Raw genomic sequence first — 17,530 nt, forward strand, 5'->3', positions numbered from 1 at the left:
AAAAGGAGCCTTACGGCTCCTTTTTCTTCCATATCGCCCATCAGGCGTTTTTCAATACTTCGCTAACGATTTCAACGGCTTCTTTCTCAATCTGCTTGCGATGTTCTTCCCCCAGGAAGCTTTCGCAATAGATCTTGTAAGCGTCTTCCGTACCGGATGGACGCGCGGCGAACCAGCCGTTATCGGTCATTACCTTCAGGCCGCCAATCGATGCGCCATTACCCGGCGCTGCGGTAAGACGCGCGGTGATCGGGTCGCCTGCCAGCGTGCTGGCGCTCACCATTTCCGGAGACAGTTTAGACAATGCCGCTTTCTGCGCGGAGGTCGCGCTCGCCTGCAGACGGTTATAGCTCGGCGCGCCAAAACGCGCTGCCAGTTCATTGTAATGCTCTTGCGGGTTTTTCCCGGTAACGGCGGTGATTTCCGCCGCCAGCAGGCACATGATGATACCGTCTTTATCGGTAGACCACGGCGTACCGTCGAAACGCAGGAACGAAGCGCCCGCGCTCTCTTCCCCGCCGAAACCAAAGCTGCCGTCGAACAAACCGTCAACAAACCATTTGAAGCCAACCGGCACTTCTACCAGCTTGCGTCCCAAGTCATTCACCACGCGGTCAATCATCGCGGAAGAGACCAGCGTTTTACCGACAGCCACGTCTTTGCCCCACAGCGGACGATGCTGGAACAGATAGTTAATGGCGACCGCCAGATAATGGTTCGGGTTCATCAGCCCTGCAGGCGTCACGATGCCATGACGGTCGTAGTCCGGGTCGTTGGCGAAGGCCAGGTCAAACTTGTCACGCAGCGCCAGCAAACCCGCCATCGCACATTCGGAGGAGCAATCCATACGGATCGCGCCATCTTTATCAAGGTGCATAAAGCGGAAGGTTTGATCAACCTGATCGTTAACTAACGTCAGGTTAAGTTTGTAATGCTCAGCGATACGTTTCCAGTATTCAATACCGGAGCCGCCCAGCGGATCGACACCCAGCGTCAGACCGGCTTTCTGAATCGCCGCCATATCAACGATATCCGCCAGCCCTTCGACAAACGGCTGTACCAGATCTACCGCTTTAACGTGGCCCGAGGCCATTGCCGCATCCAGAGAGATGCGCTTAACGCCTTGCAGGCCGCCCGCCAGCAGCGCATTGGCACGATCTTCTACCACTTTAGTGACGTTGGTATCCGCCGGGCCGCCATTGGGCGGATTATATTTAATACCGCCATCTTCCGGCGGGTTGTGCGACGGCGTAATGACAATACCATCAGCCAGCGGGCCGCCTTTTTTGTTATGGACCAGGATAGCATTTGACACGGCAGGCGTTGGCGTAAAGCCATTATTTTCCTGCACGATAACGTCTACGCCGTTTGCCGCCAGCACTTCCAGCACGGAAATGAAGGCCGGTTCCGAGAGCGCATGGGTATCTTTCCCCACATAGCAGGGGCCGGTAATGCCGTTTTTCGCCCGCTCTTCAGCAATCGCCTGGGCGATCGCCAGAATATGCGGTTCGTTGAAACTGTGACGACCTGCGCTGCCGCGATGGCCGGAAGTGCCAAATTTCACGGCATGTTCTGCATTCCCTGCCTCCGGTTTCAGTACATAATACTGCGCCGTCAGTTGGGCGACGTTAATCAAATCACTCTGTTGCGCGGGTTGTCCTGCGCGGTTGTGGATTGCCATTGCCTGGTCCTTCTAATGCAAGGATTAAATTGTTCCGCAAACCTTTTCAATCAATTCCGCCGGGAATTGCATTGACTGCATGATGTGTTCGATCATGCTGCATTTACGGCCGGTGTTGGTGTTGGTGATCACCCAGTACGGCGTGCCGGGAACGTGCTTAGGTTTAGTTTGATTCCCATTTTTCAGCAGCGTTTGTTCATCCGCCGCAAAATAGACGCGCGTGCGGCCATGCAACGACTCCGTCGCCTCCGCAAACGCGTGGTGATCCAGTGAATAGAGTGTAGTCAGAATCAGCATAAAGCGGTTGACCGCTTTTTTCTGCTCGGCATATTCGTCAGACAACAGCAGCTCACGCATCGCGCGAACTTTGTCTTTTACCGGGTTAACCGGTTTCGCTTCGGCAACGGGTTGCGCCGCAGGCGTCCCCTTCACCGCTGAAGCCGTTGGCTGTGTCGTGGCGGAAAACTTCAACATACGCCGTAAAATGTCGGATGCGCTCTCGCCGATATGCTTGGTGTGGCTGGCAATATAGCTATAGAGTTCATCATCAACTTCAATCGTTTTCATCTTAATCCAGTGCGATGTCTTTGCTGAATACAAGTCATTGGGATTATAGGAACAAATCCCAACAGCGGATAGCGTTAAGCCCGGCTGACAAAAAAACTCGGAGTAAACCTTAGAGGTTGCAGCCCAGTGGCAGAATGGTCAACATAATACCCTAACCCGACAGAGCGAAAAAAAGAACTTTGCCATGAAATTAAACATCCGAGCGCAATCTGCACAAAACCTGCACAATAATTCCCCCATCGTTCTCGTTCATGGTCTGTTTGGCAGCCTGGACAACCTCGGCGTACTGGCGCGCGATCTGGTGACCGATCACGACATTATTCAGGTCGATATGCGCAATCATGGTTTATCGCCGCGCGATCCGGTCATGGATTATCCGGCAATGGCCCAGGATCTTCTGGATACGCTTGACGCGCAGCAGATTGAAAAAGCGACGTTTATTGGTCATTCCATGGGCGGAAAAGCGGTAATGGCGCTGACGGCGCTGGCGCCCGATCGCATCGATCGTCTGGTCGCGATTGATATCGCCCCCGTGGATTATCACGTTCGCCGCCACGATCGCATTTTCGCGGCCATTAATGCCGTCAGCGAATCCGACGCGACATCCCGCCAACAGGCGGCAGGGATTATGCGCCAACACCTCAACGAAGAAGGCGTGATCCAGTTTCTGTTAAAATCCTGGGCTGAAGGCGAATGGCGTTTTAATGTTCCGGTATTATGGGAGCAGTATCCGCATATCGTCGGCTGGGAAACCATTCCGCCCTGGGAACATCCGGCACTGTTTATTCCAGGCGGTAACTCGCCGTACGTGACCGAAGCGTACCGCGACGCGCTGCTGGCGCAATTCCCTTTGGCGCGCGCGCATGTGATCGCTGGCGCGGGCCACTGGGTACATGCCGAAAAACCTGAGGCGGTTCTGCGCGCCATCCGCCGTTATCTGCACGATAAACGCTAACTGATTAAAAACTCATCGCCTGTGCGCGATTACGCGCGCGGGCGTTGGCGTCGCTTCCTCGCTGATGTATGATGGCGCGCTATCCATCCGGGCATAAGCCTGGCTGATTGTTTCCCCCGAAGTCACCAAAATCATGGCCAAAGAACAAACGGACCGTACGACATTAGATCTGTTCGCGCACGAGCGTCGCCCGGGACGACCTAAAACGAATCCGCTTTCGCGCGATGAACAGTTACGCATCAACAAGCGCAACCAGTTAAAACGCGACAAAGTTCGTGGCCTCAAGCGTGTCGAATTAAAACTCAACGCACAAGCGGTTGACGCGCTGAATGAGCTGGCCGAAGCGCGCAACATTAGCCGCAGCGAGCTCATTGAAGAAATATTAATGAAGCAGCTTATGGCGCTGCGCGGCCAGGGTTTAGTCTGAAAATAAGTTTTGTTTCATATTTCGTGTAGCAGAGCGTGCAGTCCCGCGTGATTGCTGTTTCCGCATATCTGCCTGTTCTGCTATGATTGCCCTTATCCGTGGGCAATTCGCCACCACCATTTCAATAAGTTTCAAGAGGTTATTTTACTCATGGCAATCACTGGCATCTTTTTCGGCAGCGACACCGGTAATACCGAAAATATCGCAAAAATGATTCAAAAACAGCTTGGTAAAGACGTTGCCGATGTGCATGACATTGCAAAAAGCAGTAAAGAAGACCTGGAAGGGTATGACATTCTGCTGCTGGGCATCCCAACCTGGTACTATGGCGAAGCGCAATGTGACTGGGATGACTTCTTCCCGACTCTCGAAGAGATTGACTTTAACGGTAAGCTGGTGGCGCTATTTGGCTGTGGCGATCAGGAAGACTACGCGGAATACTTCTGTGATGCGCTGGGCACGATTCGCGACATTATTGAGCCGCGCGGCGCCACGATTGTGGGTCACTGGCCAACCGCAGGCTATCATTTTGAAGCCTCTAAAGGTCTGGCTGACGACGATCATTTTGTCGGCCTGGCGATTGACGAAGACCGTCAGCCTGAACTGACCGCCGAGCGTGTTGAAAAATGGGTTAAGCAAGTTTCGGCTGAATTGCACCTCGACGACATCCTCAACGCCTAATCTTATGCGGCGCAGCGTTATATCTGCGCCGCATCAATAGACAAGACCAATCAAAATAATTGCTACAAATTTGTAACTTTCGCACCCATCCCTGTACAATGTCCGGGTGTAATCAGGTGGCGCCAGAATTTGCAGGCAAAACCACAGTTTTATTAACATCTGCGAGAGACTTGCGGTTTTCATTTCGGCATGGCAGTCCTATAATGATACGCATTATCTTGAGTGCAATTTCTGTCACTTCTCTAATGAAGTGAATCGCTTAGCAACAGGACAGATTCCGCATGACTGACAACAATACCGCATTAAAGAAGGCTGGCCTGAAAGTAACGCTTCCTCGTTTAAAAATTCTGGAAGTTCTTCAGGAACCAGATAACCATCACGTCAGTGCGGAAGATTTATACAAACGCCTGATCGACATGGGTGAAGAAATCGGTCTGGCAACCGTATACCGTGTGCTGAACCAGTTTGACGATGCCGGTATCGTGACCCGCCATAATTTTGAAGGCGGTAAATCCGTTTTTGAACTGACGCAACAGCATCATCACGACCATCTTATCTGCCTTGACTGCGGAAAAGTGATTGAATTTAGTGATGACTCTATTGAAGCGCGCCAGCGTGAAATTGCGGCGAAACACGGTATTCGTTTAACTAATCACAGCCTCTATCTTTACGGCCACTGCGCTGAAGGCGACTGCCGCGAAGACGAGCACGCGCACGATGACGCGACTAAATAAGTGTAAATCTTTCGAAGAGCCAACCGCCCGGTTGGCTTTTTTATATCCTCCCCTTTCCTGCCGCTTGATGTTGATTTAATGTAAAAAACGCTATCGCATCTCAGGAGAGCAGGAATGGAGCTTCGCCAGTTACGCTATTTCGTGCGTATTATTGAAACCGGCAGTATGGGCAGCGCCGCACAGGATCTTGATATTGGCGTTTCAGCATTAAGTCAACAGATGTCCCGTCTGGAAAACGAGCTTGCTATCCGTCTGCTGCAGCGCACCTCGCGCGGCGTAACGCCAACCAACGCCGGGCTGGCCTTTTATTCACAGGCGCAACTCGCCCTGCGTCATGCCGACGACGCGATTCTCGCCGCCAGAGAAGCGCGCCTTTCCGGTCATGTGAGCGTAGGAATGGCCCCCAGTACCGCCTCCATACTGGGTATACCGTTTATCCATGCCATGCAGGAAAACTATGCCGATGTCCGACTGCATGTGGTGGAAAGCTTGTCCGGTAATCTGGAAAGAATGATCAATACCCGCCAGATTGATTTAGCCGTTGTCTTTCAAAGAGATAAAATCCTGCGCTGGAGCGCCAGACCGATCCTTGAAGAACAGCTTTTTCTGATTGGCTCCCATGCCCTGCTGGCGGCGCTTCCTGATAACCCGATCACACCTGAACAACTGGCAGGCATTCCGCTCATTATGCCAAGCCAGGGACACGGGCTGCGCGGCAGGCTGGACGCTGTCTGCCAGGAACATGCGCTTAACGTTGAAATCGTCGCGGAAATTGACGGCCTGGCGTTGTTGATGCGCGCCGTGCGCGACGGTCTTGGCGCCACGTTGCAGCCCGGCGCGGCGATTTCTCATCTGGATAACGACGCGCTACGCGTGATCGGCGTCCATAATCCGGTACTCAGCCGCCCCAATTTTTTAGTCAGCCTGTCGGATGATGAACTGACGCCCGCCGGCCTTGCCGCCAGAGTAGTCCTTACCAAAGTTATGCGTCAGTTAGTCGACGCCGGTGAATGGCCAGGCGCAACCCTTTACGCTTACTAAACCCCTGTTTAGCGCTACCTGATAGCGCGCCGCTTATTTATCCGTATACATTTCAATTACAAATTTAACAAATAGTTAAATGGTACGGGAGTATAAGATGGTTGATGTACTGGTGATAGGCGGAGGCAATGCCGCATTATGCGCCGCCCTGACCGCACGGGAAGCGGGCGCATCGGTTCTGCTGCTGGAGGCTGCCCCGCGGGAATGGCGCGGCGGAAATTCTCAGCACACACGAAACCTGCGCTGTATGCATGATGCGCCGCAGGATGTGCTGGTAGAAAGCTATCCTGAAGAGGAATTCTGGCAGGATCTGTGGCGAGTCACCGACGGCAACACCAACGAGGCGCTGGCGCGGCTGGTCATTCGCACCTCTTCGCAATGCCGCGACTGGATGCGCAAACATGGCGTTAACTTTCAACCGCCGCTATCTGGGGCGCTCCACGTTGCGCGCACCAATGCGTTTTTTATGGGCGGCGGGAAAGCGCTCGTCAATGCCTATTACCGTAGCGCCGAACAGCTGGGCGTACAGATTCGCTATAACACGCCGGTTCACGCTCTTGAACTTCATGACGGCGAATTCGTAGCAGCGCTGGCAGGTAGCGAACGTATTACCGCCAAAGCCTGCGTATTAGCGGCTGGCGGTTTCGAATCAAACCGTGAATGGCTGCGGGAAGCCTGGGGAGAAAACGCCCGCGGCGAATGGCCCGCGGATAATTTCCTGATTCGCGGCACGCGTTTTAACCAGGGCGTATTACTCAAATTTATGATGGATGCCGGCGCGGATATCATTGGCGATCCGTCCCAGTCGCACTGCGTAGCGATTGATGCCAGGGCGCCGCTGTACGACGGCGGTATTTGTACTCGCGTGGATTGCGTATCGCTGGGTATTGTCGTGAATCGCGACGCCGAACGTTTTTATGATGAAGGCGAAGATTTCTGGCCGAAGCGTTACGCCATTTGGGGGCGGCTGGTTGCTCAACAGCCAGGACAAATTGGCTATTCGATTATTGACAGCAAAGCCATCGGCCACTTTATGCCGCCGGTTTTTCCTGGCGCGCAGGCCAATACGCTGGCTGAGCTGGCCTGCCAGTTGGGGCTGGACGCGGAAAAATTTACCCATACCGTCACGCAGTATAACCAGGCCTGCCAGCCCGGTCATTTTGATCATACCTTGCTTGATGACTGCGCTACTAAAAACCTGACGCCGGCGAAAACCCACTGGGCGCGCCCGCTTGATGCACCGCCCTACTACGGTTATGCGCTGCGACCCGGCATCACGTTTACCTACCTGGGTCTGAAAGTCAATGAACGTGCCGCGGTGCATTTTGCCGGTCATCCAAGCCGCAACCTGTTTGTTGCCGGCGAGATGATGGCAGGAAATGTTCTGGGCAAGGGGTATACCGCAGGCGTAGGCATGTCTATCGGCACAACCTTTGGCCGCATTGCGGGAATAGAAGCCGCCCGCGCGGCGCACAAGGAGGCGCAGCATGAAACAGCTTGAAAAATTAATCATTGAGGCCACCGTGCTTACCGAACCGGAAGCCGAGGTCGAACGCGTCATGCAAGTGTGTAACGCGTGTCGCTACTGCGAAGGTTTTTGCGCGGTATTTCCGGCGATGACCCAGCGGCTCGAATTCGGTAAAGCCGATATTCATTATCTGGCGAATTTATGTCATAACTGCGGCGCCTGCCTGCACGCGTGCCAGTACGCGCCGCCCCATGAATTTGCCATTAACGTGCCGAAAGCGATGGCGCAAGCCCGCCTGGAGACGTATCAACAGTATGCCCAGCCCGCGGCTTTTGGCGCGTTATACCGTCGGGCGGGGATCACCGTCGCGCTGGCGCTGATAATCGGTCTGACGCTCTTTTTATTACTGGCGATGGCGCTGAAAGGGTCGCTGATTCATCCGCCGCTGGCCGGTGACTTCTATCAAATTTTTCCGCATAGCCTGCTGGCATGGATGTTTGGCTCAGTTTTTGTGCTGGCAATCGGTTTGCTTATGGCGGGCGTAATCCGCTTCTGGCGTGAGATCTCGCCGGGTGTACCGCGTTCGGCGGAGATTGCGGAAGCGTCGCACAATGCATTAACGCTGAAATATCTCGACGGCGGTCACGGCAAAGGTTGTAACGAAGCGGACGATGCGTTCACGCTGCTGCGCCGTCGCTTTCATCACTTTACCTTTTACGGTTTTATGCTCTGTTTTGCCGCCACGGTCGTGGCGACAGGCTATCACTACGTCACCGGTTGGGAAGCGCCCTACCCGTTCTTTAGCCTGCCGGTCATGCTCGGCACGTTGGGCGGTATCGGTCTGCTTATCGGCCCGGCCGGGCTACTGTGGCTCAATCTGCGGCGGTCGCCGTTACATGGCGATGCGCGCCAGAAACCCATGGATCGCGGCTTTATTCTGCTGCTGTTCTTAACCAGTCTGACCGGGCTGGCGCTGCTGGCAGGCAGAGACACCAGCGGAATGGGCATACTGCTGGCGCTCCATTTAGGCGTGGTGATGGCGCTCTTTCTCACCCTTCCCTACGGAAAATTCGCCCACGGATTTTTCCGCTGCGCGGCCTTACTCAAATGGGCAGTTGAGAAGCGACGCGGAAAACATGCGGGGGATACAGGCAACTGACCCGCAACATCTTACCCATAAAACAATAAAGACAGTGGAGAGCAAACCCTATGGCACAACACACACCTGCAACATCGCGCGCCGGCACGTTCGGCGCAATACTGCGCGTGACAAGCGGCAATTTTCTTGAACAGTTTGATTTTTTCTTGTTCGGATTTTACGCCACCTATATCGCCAGAACGTTTTTTCCGGCGGAAAGCGAATTTGCCTCATTAATGTTGACCTTTGCCGTCTTTGGCTCCGGTTTTTTAATGCGCCCCGTCGGCGCGATTGTGCTTGGCGCCTATATTGACAGAATCGGACGCCGTAAAGGGCTGATGGTGACACTGGCGATTATGGGCTGCGGTACGTTGCTCATCGCCCTCGTCCCCGGCTACCAAACGATCGGCCTGGCAGCGCCTGCGTTGGTGCTGTTGGGCCGGTTATTACAAGGATTTTCTGCGGGCGTTGAGTTAGGCGGCGTCTCGGTCTATCTGTCCGAAATCGCAACGCCAGGCAATAAAGGGTTTTATACCAGCTGGCAATCCGCCAGTCAGCAGGTCGCTATCGTTGTCGCCGCGTTGATTGGTTATAGCCTGAATATCACGCTGGGACACGACGCGATATCGGAGTGGGGCTGGCGAATTCCGTTCTTTATCGGCTGTATGATCATTCCGCTGATTTTTGTTTTACGTCGTTCATTACAAGAAACAGAAGCGTTTTTACAACGCAAGCATCGCCCCGACACCAGGGAAATTTTTGCAACTATCGCCAAAAACTGGCGCATTATTACAGCCGGAACGCTGCTGGTGGCGATGACCACCACAACGTTTTATTTTATCACCGTTTATACACCGACCTATGGCAGAACCGTGCTTAATCTCAGCGCGCGGGACAGTTTGATCGTCACCATGTTAGTGGGGGTGTCCAATTTTATCTGGTTACCCATTGGCGGCGCGATTTCCGACCGGATTGGCCGTCGCGCCGTGTTAATGGGCATTACGTTGCTGGCGCTGATCACCACCTGGCCCGTCATGCAGTGGCTGACCGCCGCGCCCGACTTTACCCGCATGACGCTGGTACTGCTGTGGTTCTCTTTCTTTTTTGGCATGTATAACGGCGCAATGGTCGCGGCGTTAACCGAAGTGATGCCAGTCTATGTGCGTACCGTTGGTTTCTCGCTGGCCTTTAGCCTGGCGACGGCGATTTTTGGCGGCCTGACGCCGGCCATCTCTACCGCGCTGGTAAAGTTAACCGGCGATAAAAGCTCGCCCGGCTGGTGGCTGATGTGCGCAGCGTTATGTGGACTTGCCGCGACGGCGATGCTGTTTGTACGTCTGAGTCGCGGCTATATCGCGGCAGAAAATAAAGCCTGAAAAAACCACGGGCGGAAAACATTCGCCCGTGGGTGGCAAGGCAGGGTTTTATTGCACGTTATTATGACTGCGAATTTCCTGCCAGACCTTATCGCAGTCAGCCTTGACCGCCTGATCGTTACCCGTGCGCGTCGCCTGAATGCACTGCTGATAGTCCAGTACCCGCACGCTTTCTTCGTTAGCAAATTGCTGATGTTTACGCTCTTTTTTAAGGACATTCAGCACGCTTTGGCAGGCCTCTATCTTCTCAGGCGAGCCCTGTGCGGTATTGATACAGGCGCTGTACGCCTCTTTCAGCCGACTATCTTCTTCCGGCGCGGGTGATGACGCGCAGGCCGTCAAACCGGCGGTCATGCTGGCGATGAGTAAAATTTTTTTCATAGGTCGTTCCTCAACAGCGCGGCAGACCGGCAGCCTGCCGCATCTGACATCAGAAAATAGTGAATGGCGCAATAACGATAAATTTCACGTCACGCTCATCCTGGAAGATGTTGCCGTAACCACCGCCCCAACTTGGAATATTGGAGTGGTTGTCATATTCGGTGAAGTGCAGTTTGAACATGGTGCCTTTGGCACGCCCCTCCTGCAGGGTATAGACCGCATCCAGACTGTATGAGGACTCTTCAATAGTGCGGTTTTTGTCGTAGTAAGCATCCGGGTTACTTTGCCAGGTTGCCGGTTTAGCATCCCAGGCGTAAACGTAAGACGCACCCACAGCCCAGCCCGGCAGATTCCAGTTTTTCAGGTCATACATCGCGCCGAAGAAAACCGCCTTTTCACCGTTAGCGTTAAAGTCGGAGCGGTTATCCCACCAGATATCCAGACGACCGTTTGAAGAGGCGTAGGTTGGCGTCATACGTTGCAGAAAATAGCCCTGCTGACCGTCCGCTTTCACCCAGGTGCCTTCCAGACGCAGGTCAACCACTTCCGCGACTTTGTAGCCGAAGGTCAACGCCTGCAGCCAGGCCGTACCGTCGTAAATATCATTCACGCTGCGATCGTCTACTTTGTCGCGCGCGCCGTAGAACTGGTAACTGGTGGTGAACGGATTGCCGCCTAAATCAAATTTATAGCTGGCCTTTGCGAAATATTGATCGACATAGCCTTCGGACTGACCAAACGCCGCTTCCAGCACCAGATCATTTTTGAAGTCGTATTTCGCGCCGATGGAGTGGAGATAGTCCACATTGGTTTTTTTATCCGCCTGATAAAACTTATCCATTTCGGTATGCCACGGCGCTTTATATTCGTTAGTCCACATGTAGGAAAAACTTAACGCGCCCGCATCGCCATAGTCAAAACTGGCGCCGGCTTCCGCACCCTGATAGGTACCCGGCATAAAACTCCAGTGCGGCGCTAACAGTGTCTGACCGGTAGGCTGAATATAACCGGCGCGCGCCCAGACCGGGCCATATTTAAATTTCGCGGCGGCTTTATAAAGACTGATACCGCTCTTATCGCCGGAATAGTCTTCGTCGTAGCCTTTATTCTTTTTCGAGAAAGCAATTTCGTTTGGATGACCGCTGTCGCCGTTTTCTGCCATTTCAATCGCGGTAAACGCCGCGATATCCAGACCGAACATATCCGCAGCGTAACCAGACTGAAAATCCAGGTTAGCGTTCCAGGTCGCATGAGAAAGGTTAGTTTTATATTTGTCGCCGTCGGTCACATCTTTGCGATCGCGTTCACGCTGCCAATAATAGATGCCGCCCGTTAACGTGGAGTCGTCGAAAAAGCCGGAGGCTTGCGCCTGCGGAACAACGATCCACCCCGACATTGCTGTGATACCGGCGATAGCCAGAGCCAGCGTACTACGTTCGCCACTAAACGTACGCATAAGTTAATCCTCTTTGACGTATAAATTGCTGCCGACAAAAGCGAACAGCGAAAAAATAAAAATAAAAAGTAGCGCTGAGAAACCTCATTTACTACGTTAAATAGACTATTTTTCGCGATGCGAATTATCAATCTCTTTCTGTAACCAGTATGTAATAATATGAGCAACCGCACATATTTAATTGCTTTCTGTTACATTCGACTGCTGGTGGGGGAAGCAGACCGCCAGAAAGAAAATTGACTTGTTTTCCATAGGCATGAAAATAATTGTCTCCTGTTGACCTGACGCTTATAACATTTAGATTAATAATCATTTATCAGATCAATAATTTTCAAAGAATAATTAATTCGCCTCGCAAAAAAGAGAATCGACTTAGAGCCTATCCCACCAGGCGTTATTGGCGCAGCCAGTTTGGACACGGACAGCGCGCAAAAACCGGAGCGTACACGTAGTACGTGAGGTTTGACTCGCTACGCTCGCCCTTCGGGCCGCCGCTAGCGGCGTTCAAAACGCTAACGCGTTTTGGCGAGCACTGCCCAGGTCCAAAATGGCAAGTAAAATAGCCCTAATGGGATAGGCTCTTGGAAATGCAGAGAAAAAACGCCGCAAAACGCGGCGTTGACAAGGTATTTTTACAGCATTCGCCTGTTGGCGCAGTGCTTACTCGCCCGCTTTCGCCCAGGTATCACGCAGGCCCACGGTGCGGTTAAAGACCAGCTTATCGGCCGTTGCATAGCGGCTGTCGAGGCAGAAGTAGCCTTCACGTTCAAACTGGAAAGCTTTTCCTGCTACCGCCGCTTTCAGCGACGGCTCGCCATACCCCCGCTTAATCACTAATGATTCGGGGTTGATAACAGACAGGAAGTCCTCCGCGGCGCCCGGATTCGGCACGCTGAACAGACGGTCGTAGAGACGAATTTCAATCGGCAGCGCATGTGCTGCGCTAACCCAGTGGATTACGCCTTTCACTTTACGCCCGTCAGCCGGATCTTTACTCAGCGTATCGGCATCATAGGTACAGAAGATGGTGGTGATATTCCCTTCGGCATCCTTCTCTACGCGCTCCGCTTTAATGACGTAGGCATTACGCAGACGCACTTCTTTGCCCATCACCAGACGCTTGTACTGCTTGTTCGCTTCTTCGCGGAAATCTGCGCGATCGATCCAGATCTCACCGCTAAACGGCACTTCACGGCTGCCCATCTCCGGTTTATTCGGATGGTTAGGCATGGTAACCATTTCGCTCTCGCCCTGCGGGTAGTTTTCGATAACCAGTTTTACCGGATCGATTACCGCCATCGCGCGCGGCGCGTTTTCGTTCAGATCTTCGCGAATGCAGGATTCCAGCGACGCCATCTCAATGGTGTTGTCCTGCTTGGTGACGCCGATGCGTTTGCAGAACTCACGAATAGAAGCCGCGGTATAGCCGCGACGGCGCAGACCGGAAATAGTCGGCATACGCGGATCATCCCAGCCTTCGACGTGTTTGTCGGTCACCAGCAGGTTCAGCTTACGCTTGGACATCACGGTGTATTCCAGATTCAGCCGCGAGAATTCGTACTGGCGCGGGTGAACCGGAATGGTGATGTTGTCCAGCACCCAGTCGTACAGACGACGGTTATCCTGGAACTCCAGCGTACACAGAGAATGAGTAATGCCTTCCAGCGCATCGCTGATGCAATGAGTAAAGTCGTACATCGGATAGATGCACCACTTGTTGCCGGTCTGATGATGCTCGGCGAATTTAATGCGATACAGCACCGGATCGCGCATCACGATAAACGGCGACGCCATGTCGATTTTGGCGCGCAGACAGGCTTTACCCTCTTCAAAACCGCCGGTACGCATTTTTTCAAATAGCGCGAGGTTCTCTTCGACGCTGCGATCGCGGAACGGGCTGTTTTTACCCGGCGCGGTCAGCGTACCGCGGTATTCGCGGATCTGCTCCGGCGTCAGCTCATCAACGTAGGCCAGGCCTTTATTGATGAGCTCGACCGCATAGGCGTGCAGTTGGTCAAAGTAATCGGAGGAGTAGCGAATATCGCCAGACCAGTGAAAGCCTAACCACTCGACGTCGTTTTTGATCGAATCAACGTACTCGATATCTTCTTTTACCGGGTTGGTGTCATCGAAACGCAGGTTGCACTGGCCCTGATAATCTTGCGCAATGCCAAAGTTCAGGCAGATAGATTTCGCGTGGCCGATGTGCAGATAGCCATTCGGCTCCGGCGGAAAACGGGTATGGACAGTGGTATGTTTACCACTCGCCAGATCTTCATCAATAATCTGACGAATAAAGTTAGTCGGGCGGGCTTCAGCCTCACTCATCGTGGATTCCTCAAAGCGTAAACAACGTATAACGGCATATGATCTTATAAGCCGGACAGACTGACAACCTTTAGTTACTTAAAAAGTGGCTTTGCAGAAAATATTGGGGCTAATTGCGGTAAAAAAAGCGGCGAAGGTTTCCCTCTGCCGCTTATGTTTCCTGTGATATCGCCGGATGGCGTCTTACGCCTTATCCGGCCAGGAAGCGATTATTTGCTCTTGATCTCGTACAGTGGCGTTTTACCCGCTACCACGTGACCATCCGCTTTGATGACCAGAGCGCTGAAGTCATCGCTGTTGCTGCAAACAACCGGGCTTATCATGGAACGCGCGTTGGCATTCAGGAAGTCTAGATCCAGTTCCAGCACCGGCTGACCCGCCGTGACTTCCGCACCCTCTTCGACCAGACGCTTGAAGCCCTGACCGTTCAGCGCGACGGTATCGATACCCATATGGACAACGATCTCCGCGCCTTTTTCGGTTTCCAGACAGAACGCGTGGTTAGTGTTGAAGATTTTCACGATAGTACCCGCCGCCGGAGAAACCACGGTTTTATCGGTGGGTTTCACCGCCACGCCGTCGCCGACCGCTTTGCTGGCAAACGCTTCATCCGGTACCTGATCCAGCGCCACTACCTCACCGGTAATCGGAGAGACCAGTTCAGCGATAGTCACCGCATTCGGCACCGCCTGGGGTTTGGCCGCCGGAGCAGGTGTCGCAACGTGAGCCGCATCAGCAGACGCTGCCGCGACCGGCCCCCGCGCCACCACTTTCTTCATTTCATCGCCAATCGATTCCGCTTTCGCGCCGACAATAACCTGAATGGTCTGTTTGTTCAGTTTCACCACGCCGGAAGCGCCGAGGCGTTTGCAGGCCGCATCGTTGACGCGAGCAGAGTCGTTCACGGTCAGGCGCAGACGGGTAATACACGCATCGATCGCTTTCAGGTTGTCCGTACCGCCAACCGCAGCAATATAGCTGGTCGCCAGTTGCGTTAACCCTTCTTCGGTGTTGCTATTGGCTTCTTCCGTTACCATCTCATCAACTTTATCTTCGCGGCCCGGCGTTTTCAGGTTAAACATACGAATAACCGCGCTGAACAGCAGGAAGTAGATGATAAAGAATACAACGCCCATCACCAGCAACATCCAGACGTTATTGCTGGCCGCTGGCAGGTTATACATCAGAACATAGTCGATCGCGCCTGCCGAGAAAGAGAAGCCCGCATGGATACCCAGCAACGTCGCGACGAACAGGCTGATACCAGTCAAAATGGCGTGCAGGAGGTACAGCAGCGGCGCCAGGAACATAAACAGGAATTCCAGCGGCTCGGTTACGCCGGTCAGAAACGCGGTGATCGCGACAGACAGCAGCATACCGCCGACCATCGGACGACGTTCTTTCGGCGCGGCGAAATACATCGCCAGAGCGGCGCCCGGCAGACCAAACATCATGATCGGGAAGAAGCCGGACATAAACATCCCCGCCGTGCCGTCGCCAGCATAGAAGCGGTTGATGTCGCCGTGGAATACAGTGCCTGCGGCATTGGTGAATTCACCAATCTGGAACCAGGCGATGGTGTTCAGTACCTGATGCAGACCGGTTGGGATCAGCAGACGGTTGATGAAGCCAAAGATACCGGAACCCAGCGCGCCTGCGGAAACGATCCATTCACCGCCCGCATGGATGCCATGCTGTACCGGCGGCCAGACGTAACCGAAAATAGCGGCCAGCACCAGACAGAAAAAGCCCGTTGCGATCGGCACAAAACGTTTTCCACCGAAGAAACTGAGAAAATCAGGCAGTTTGATACCAGACCAACGATTATAAACCGCGCCGCCGACCAGACCGGTAATAATCCCCGCCAGCACGCCCATGTTGATTTCCGGGTTAATCGTCACCATCGCTTTGGTCATGACGAAGTAACCCACGGCTCCCGCCAGCGCTGCCGCGCCTGCGCTATCTTTAGACCAACTGGAGGCCACGCCGATAGCGAAAACCAACGCCAGGTTATCGAAAATAGACCCGCCCGCTTGCGCGATAAACGGCATATTCAGCAAATCTGGTTGGCCGAATCGCAGCAACAACGCTGCCACCGGCAACACGGCGATAGGGAGCTGCAACGCCCTACCCAGCCGCTGGAAAAAACCTAAAATATTCATCTTATTCCCCCTACGAGACGCCGATATGGCTTCTTTGAAGCCGTTTTTTATTGTGCTGCAAACGTTAAAAACGTGATGTTCTGTAATCGAACGGTGAGATCATCTTCTGCAGAGTGTGTGGAAAATTAATTCGCCTCGCAAATTAAACGGGTGTTTTTTGTGATTATAATCACTAAATATCGTAATTACCCCCACCATCCACTGGCTAACATGGAAAACTTATTTTATGATTCAAAAAATCAGGACGGATTGAACACGAACCCTGGATATCCAGGTTACGCTTAATACGATCCGCCAAATTTTGACATTGATTATTGAGGTGAAGAATGAGACTGATCCCCCTGAGTACCGCAGAACAGGTTGGCAAATGGGCCGCTCGCCATATCGTTAACCGTATTAATGCGTTCAAACCGACCGCCGATCGTCCGTTTGTCCTTGGACTGCCTACCGGCGGCACGCCGCTAACGGCGTACAAAGCGCTGGTTGAGATGCACAAAGCGGGCGAGGTCAGCTTTAAGCATGTGGTCACCTTTAATATGGACGAATATGTTGGCCTGCCGAAAGAGCACCCGGAAAGCTACCACAGCTTTATGCATCGTAACTTTTTCGATCACGTTGATATTCCAGCAGAAAACATCAATCTTCTCAACGGTAACGCACCGGATATCGATGCGGAATGCCGTCAATATGAAGAAAAAATTCGTTCTTACGGTAAAATCCATCTGTTTATGGGCGGCGTCGGCAACGACGGTCACATCGCCTTTAACGAACCGGCGTCTTCCCTGGCTTCCCGTACCCGTATCAAAACGTTAACCCATGATACTCGCGTAGCGAACTCCCGCTTCTTTGACGGTGACGTAAACCAGGTGCCGAAATACGCGCTGACGGTAGGCGTGGGTACGCTGCTGGATGCGGAAGAAGTGATGATTCTGGTGCTGGGCCATCAGAAAGCCCAGGCGCTGCAGGCGGCGGTTGAAGGCAACGTCAACCACATGTGGACCATTAGCTGCCTGCAACTCCATCCGAAAGCGGTTGTGGTATGCGATGAGCCTTCCACAATGGAACTTAAAGTTAAAACATTGAAATATTTCAATGAATTAGAAGCAGAGAATATTAAAGGTCTGTAATGTTGTCT

15 protein-coding genes and 1 pseudogene are annotated in these 17,530 nt (G+C 53.2%); 10 read left to right on the top strand and 6 right to left on the bottom strand.

What is annotated here, in order from left to right:
- Positions 1-40: 40 nt before the first annotated feature.
- Both pgm and seqA read right to left on the bottom strand, forming a co-directional pair.
- Positions 41-1,681: a phosphoglucomutase (alpha-D-glucose-1,6-bisphosphate-dependent) gene (gene pgm / locus ACLJRS_RS11260; RefSeq protein ID WP_000974387.1), complete on the bottom strand. Its 1,641-nt coding sequence runs from the start codon at positions 1,679-1,681 to the stop codon at positions 41-43.
- Positions 1,682-1,705: 24 nt separating this feature from the next.
- Positions 1,706-2,248, bottom strand: coding sequence for a replication initiation negative regulator SeqA (gene seqA / locus ACLJRS_RS11265; protein WP_000848395.1), 543 nt, complete (start codon positions 2,246-2,248; stop codon positions 1,706-1,708).
- A gap of 184 nt (positions 2,249-2,432) precedes the next feature.
- Here seqA and ybfF point away from each other — a divergent pair, with 184 nt between their 5' ends.
- The 9 genes and pseudogenes from ybfF to tcuC all read left to right on the top strand — a co-directional run bounded on the left by ybfF (position 2,433) and on the right by tcuC (position 10,068).
- Positions 2,433-3,203, top strand: a complete 771-nt coding sequence (gene ybfF, locus ACLJRS_RS11270) for an esterase (RefSeq protein ID WP_000773245.1) — start codon at positions 2,433-2,435, stop codon at positions 3,201-3,203.
- Positions 3,204-3,336: 133 nt separating this feature from the next.
- A complete protein-coding gene (gene ybfE, locus ACLJRS_RS11275) occupies positions 3,337-3,630 on the top strand; it encodes a LexA regulated protein (protein ID WP_001040939.1) in 294 nt (97 codons plus the stop codon).
- Positions 3,631-3,780: 150 nt separating this feature from the next.
- Positions 3,781-4,311, top strand: coding sequence for a flavodoxin FldA (fldA, locus tag ACLJRS_RS11280; RefSeq protein ID WP_001018621.1), 531 nt, complete (start codon positions 3,781-3,783; stop codon positions 4,309-4,311).
- A gap of 203 nt (positions 4,312-4,514) precedes the next feature.
- A pseudogene (locus ACLJRS_RS11285) lies at positions 4,515-4,600 on the top strand (ryhB-regulated fur leader peptide).
- A complete protein-coding gene (gene fur, locus ACLJRS_RS11290; RefSeq protein WP_000131699.1) occupies positions 4,593-5,045 on the top strand; it encodes a ferric iron uptake transcriptional regulator in 453 nt (150 codons plus the stop codon). Before ACLJRS_RS11285 ends, fur begins: the two are co-directional and overlap by 8 nt.
- Before the next feature lie 114 nt (positions 5,046-5,159).
- A complete protein-coding gene (gene tcuR, locus ACLJRS_RS11295; protein ID WP_000423381.1) occupies positions 5,160-6,086 on the top strand; it encodes a tricarballylate utilization LysR family transcriptional regulator TcuR in 927 nt (308 codons plus the stop codon).
- 97 nt (positions 6,087-6,183) lie between these two features.
- Positions 6,184-7,587: an FAD-dependent tricarballylate dehydrogenase TcuA gene (gene tcuA, locus ACLJRS_RS11300; RefSeq protein WP_000228701.1), complete on the top strand. Its 1,404-nt coding sequence runs from the start codon at positions 6,184-6,186 to the stop codon at positions 7,585-7,587.
- Entirely contained in the window at positions 7,574-8,713 is a 1,140-nt protein-coding gene (gene tcuB, locus ACLJRS_RS11305; RefSeq protein ID WP_000811131.1) for a tricarballylate utilization protein TcuB, read from the top strand. Before tcuA ends, tcuB begins: the two co-directional genes overlap by 14 nt.
- A 50-nt stretch (positions 8,714-8,763) precedes the next feature.
- Positions 8,764-10,068 (top strand): tricarballylate/proton symporter TcuC, encoded by a 1,305-nt coding sequence (gene tcuC, locus ACLJRS_RS11310; protein WP_000057014.1) that lies wholly within the window; start codon positions 8,764-8,766, stop codon positions 10,066-10,068.
- 48 nt (positions 10,069-10,116) lie between these two features.
- Here tcuC and chiQ read toward each other — a convergent pair whose 3' ends face one another.
- The 4 genes from chiQ to nagE form a co-directional block, all read right to left on the bottom strand.
- A complete protein-coding gene (gene chiQ, locus ACLJRS_RS11315) occupies positions 10,117-10,449 on the bottom strand; it encodes a ChiQ/YbfN family lipoprotein (RefSeq protein ID WP_000722260.1) in 333 nt (110 codons plus the stop codon).
- Between the two features lie 49 nt (positions 10,450-10,498).
- Complete coding sequence (chiP, locus tag ACLJRS_RS11320; protein WP_001258789.1) at positions 10,499-11,905, bottom strand: chitoporin ChiP; 1,407 nt, start codon at positions 11,903-11,905, stop codon at positions 10,499-10,501.
- A gap of 660 nt (positions 11,906-12,565) precedes the next feature.
- Positions 12,566-14,233, bottom strand: coding sequence for a glutamine--tRNA ligase (gene glnS, locus ACLJRS_RS11325; protein WP_001287182.1), 1,668 nt, complete (start codon positions 14,231-14,233; stop codon positions 12,566-12,568).
- 209 nt (positions 14,234-14,442) lie between these two features.
- The gene (nagE, locus tag ACLJRS_RS11330; RefSeq protein WP_001023068.1) at positions 14,443-16,395 is read right to left on the bottom strand and encodes a PTS N-acetyl glucosamine transporter subunit IIABC; all 1,953 of its coding nucleotides are present in this window, start codon (positions 16,393-16,395) and stop codon (positions 14,443-14,445) included.
- Between the two features lie 326 nt (positions 16,396-16,721).
- Between nagE and nagB the strand changes: the two genes are divergently transcribed.
- Positions 16,722-17,522, top strand: a complete 801-nt coding sequence (nagB, locus tag ACLJRS_RS11335; RefSeq protein WP_001237059.1) for a glucosamine-6-phosphate deaminase — start codon at positions 16,722-16,724, stop codon at positions 17,520-17,522.
- The last annotated feature ends 8 nt before the right edge of the window (positions 17,523-17,530 follow it).

Source organism: Salmonella sp. SAL00670 (assembly GCF_046552235.1).
Lineage (GTDB): Bacteria > Pseudomonadota > Gammaproteobacteria > Enterobacterales > Enterobacteriaceae > Salmonella > Salmonella enterica.